Origin of the sequence: Bacteroides sp. OF03-11BH (assembly GCF_003604005.1) — a bacterium.
GTDB classification, from domain to species: Bacteria; Bacteroidota; Bacteroidia; order Bacteroidales; family Bacteroidaceae; genus Bacteroides; species Bacteroides ovatus.
Genome location: NZ_QTMW01000041.1, coordinates 1 through 3,923 on the forward strand (window position 1 = coordinate 1; position 3,923 = coordinate 3,923).

Below are 3,923 nucleotides of genomic sequence, written 5' to 3' on the forward strand. Positions count from 1 at the left end.
ACTCACTAAAAACGATTTCCTTATGAACATCGAGACTGCAAAACAAATCAATCTGGCTGACTACCTGCACAGCCTGGGGTATTCACCCGTCAAACAGCAGGGTATCAACCTTTGGTACAAATCTCCCTTGAGGGAAGAAACAGAGGCTTCCTTCAAAGTGAACACCGAACGCAACCAGTGGTACGACTTCGATGCGCCCATATAGGCTACACAATAAATATCTCTATGGCAAGAGATTAGGTTAGAGTTCAACAGACCTATCCTCAACGACTTAGCTGGAGGAGAAATCCAAAGGTGACAAAAGCATGTCGGTAAAGTCATTAGTCAGCTAAATACCAAGCTGCGACTGCATGGCGAGAGGAAAAGACAGACACAAGGATGAAGCCTGATTGGTTGAACGATAGTTCTGCTGCACACGTACCAGCCCCGACGAAAGGTATTTGATTCACGTCGGGCTGAAGCACCCCATGTAAACCGAAATTACAATGGAGCAGGAGCTGGCTTCAGAGCAACCACAATAAGTGGAATAGGAACGTAAGTCGCATCCGACAGTCTGCCGAGCCAAACAGTTATTGTGAAAGCAAATGGGGATTCCCTAAATCAGAATGCCGTAAGGCTATGGGCATAGGACCCTGAATATCTGACATGGGAACGGAGCTTCCGTAGTAGTCCGAGCAAGGGAAAGCCTTGTACATGGCGAAGGGAAGCAGTTAGATAACTTAATACAAATAATGGAAAATGTGTGAGACATTATGAGAAGTCCTGAGCAAGTATTAAAAGCTTTAAACAAGCATGGTAAAGTTTCGGATTACAAGTTCGAAAGGCTGTACCGTATCTTATTCAATGAGGAGATGTTTCATGTTGCTTACCAGCGTATTTACGCCAAACCAGGCAATATGACACCCGGTACGGATGGGAAAACCATCAATCGGATGAGTCTTCAAAGAATAAACAAAGTCATTGCATCTTTGAGAGATGAGTCTTACAAGCCTAATCCGGCAAAAAGGATATACATACCCAAGAAAAACGGTAAGAAAAGACCGCTTGGAATTCCTTCCTTTGAGGACAAACTTGTACAGGAGGTGGTGCGCATGATTCTTGAAGCCGTCTATGAAGAGGTGTTTGCAAACACCTCACATGGATTCAGACCAAACAGAAGCTGCCATACCGCATTGACCCATATCCAAAAGACATTTACAGGTACAAAATGGTTTGTGGAAGGAGACATTAAAGGATTCTTCGACAACATAGACCACAATGTATTGATTGCAACTTTGCGGAAACGGATTGCCGATGATAGATTTCTAAGGCTTATCCGCAAGTTGTTGAATGCGGGATATATTGAAGACTGGAAGTTTCATAATACAAACAAGGGAACTCCACAAGGCGGTAATATCAGTCCTATACTGGCAAACATTTATCTTGATAATTTTGACAAGTATATGGAAGAATACGCCCTACGCTTCAATAAGGGAAAAGAAAGACACATCACCAAAGAATACAAGCAACTTAGCGATAAGATGCAACGCATCCTTAAAAGCATCAAGAACATACAGGATGCAGATGTCAGATTACAGCTTAGGGATGAGTATGAGAAACTGAGACGTGAAAGGCAAAAGATTGAGAGCAGAGACAGTATGGATGAAACATACAGAAGGCTTCGATACGTAAGATACGCAGATGATTTCCTCATTGGTGTTATCGGAAGCAAGGCAGAGTGCGTTAAAATCAAGTCGGACATTACCAAGTATATGGAAGAAAACCTCAAGCTGGAACTGTCACAGGAAAAGACATTGATAACAAACGCACAAAAGCCCGCGAAATTTCTTGGCTTCGATGTTTCAGTCCGTAAGTCTGATGCTATCAAGCGGGACAAGAACAATGTGCCAGCCCGTTATTACAACGGTAAGATAGTCCTAAAGGTCGCCATAGAAACGGTGCGGAACAAACTGGAAGAATACAGCGCCATCAGATACAAGGTAGAAAATGGCCGACAAGTTTGGTTTGCAAAGTTCAGAGGCAATCTTATGAAGAAGAAAATCGAGGACATAGTGGCGGCATATAACTCTGAAATCAGAGGGTTCTACAACTACTACTGCATTGCCAACAACGTGGCATACGCGCTCTCAAAGTTTGGATACATCATGGAGTACAGTATGTACCATACCATTGCAGGAAAAACCAATAGCACTGTAAGCAAAGTCATTGACAAATATAAGGTTGGGAATGACATTATAGTGCCATATCAGGATGCAAAAGGTAAATTACGGTACAGGAAATTCTATAATGAGGGATCCAAACGTAAACCACCAATGTACTATACGGAGGTAAACGACTTATCCTACACAATCGCAATTCCACAGCCGACACTTACTGAGCGATTGGATGCGAGAACATGTGAATTATGTGGAAAAGTCGGACCTGTAGTCATGCGTCATGTCAGAAAGCTAAATCAGCTTAAAGGAAAAACTGAATGCGACAGGCTGATGCTTGAAAAGCATAGGAAGACATTGGTTGTCTGTGAAAAGTGTTATGCCAAAATACACAGCCATGCTAAATAAAGTCATGTTATCAACGGAGAGCCGTATGCGTGGAGACATGCAAGTACGGTTTGGGGGCAGGTACGGGAAAACCTACTGCCGAAAGGCAGTAAGGCGTTCTGTACCGAGCCTACGTTTAGGGAAAGGGGGCGGTATCATTGAACTGGCTGCACACCTGTATGCTACCGACCATGTACCTTACCTGCTGGAGCGGATTGCGGAACAGACACCGCATGTACACCCGGTATCTTTCTCTTTTGGCAAGCAGGACTCTTTCGGTCCGAGCTTCCAACAGCTGGAGATAGTACCGCTATCGTCTCCTGCCCTGCTTTCCTATTTACAAGGTAGAGGAATAAATCTGGAACTGGCAAAAAGAGAATGTAGTGAAGCCCGTTACACCCACAACGGCAAGCGTTACTTTGCCATCGCATTCCCTAACGGTTCGGGTGGGTTTGAGGTTCGTAACCCCTATTTCAAGGGCTGCATCGCCCCCAAGGAAATCTCCCACATCAGACAGTCGGGAAAAGCAAGGACTGCCTGCTATGTGTTCGAGGGTTTCATGGACTACCTTTCCTTTCTGACATTGAGACAAGAGAGCTGCCCAAATTATCCGGAATTGGACGGGCAGGACTATATTGTATTGAACTCCGTATCGAATGTGAACAAGGCTCTCTATCCGTTGGGCAATTACGAACGCATCCACTGCTTTTTCGACAACGACCATGCAGGAATGGAAGCACTCCGGCAAATCCGCATGGAATACGGCAGAGACCGGTACATCCGGGACGCTTCGCAGATTTACAGCGGATGCAAGGACTTGAACGAATACTTACAGAAACAGATTGAAAGAAAAAGGCAGCTCCAGTCCGCCAAAGGGGTGCGCAGCCAATCACCGGAGAAGAAGAACGGCTTCCGGTTATAGCCCACTATAACTACACGCTCCGCTTTCGTAGTTGTGGGCTCTCCCGAGGGGATTAGGGCTTTGCCCTAATGACCCACTCAGGGCGTTTCACCCCTGAGAACCCCGAGCAAAGAGTGACCCTCTCTTTGCAATCTCCGCTTATGGGTTACCCCTAAGAAATCTCGTGCAAATGAGAGCAGAGGCAAACTTGCTTGACCTATGCCGAATGCAGCCGAGATTCATAAAATAACCCCTCTGCGAAAGCGAGCAAAGTAAATTAATTGTAAACAAAGAAAAGAAGCTATGGCAACAAAATCAAGCATACACATCAAGCCTTGCAACATCGCATCGAGCGAGGCACACAACCGAAGGACTGCCGAGTATATGCGTAATATCGGGGAGTCCAGAATCTATGTCGTTCCCGAACTTTCCACCGATAACGAACAGTGGATAAATCCCGACTTCGGCACTCCCGAACTGCG

Annotated in this window: 2 protein-coding genes and 2 pseudogenes; all 4 read left to right on the forward strand. The window is 45.3% G+C overall.

Translation table 11 applies throughout. From position 1 onward, the window contains the following. Positions 1-22 precede the first annotated feature (22 nt). Positions 23-190 (forward strand): annotated as a pseudogene (locus tag DXA54_RS21710) (DNA primase); the annotation flags it as partial. A gap of 562 nt (positions 191-752) precedes the next feature. Then, positions 753-2,561 (forward strand): reverse transcriptase/maturase family protein, encoded by a 1,809-nt coding sequence (locus DXA54_RS21720; RefSeq protein ID WP_120080644.1) that lies wholly within the window; start codon positions 753-755, stop codon positions 2,559-2,561. Further along, complete coding sequence (locus DXA54_RS21725) at positions 2,551-3,462, forward strand: toprim domain-containing protein (protein WP_117912821.1); 912 nt, start codon at positions 2,551-2,553, stop codon at positions 3,460-3,462. The genes DXA54_RS21720 and DXA54_RS21725 overlap by 11 nt, the downstream gene beginning before the upstream one ends. Before the next feature lie 282 nt (positions 3,463-3,744). After that, positions 3,745-3,923: pseudogene (locus DXA54_RS28610) on the forward strand (mobilization protein); the annotation flags it as partial.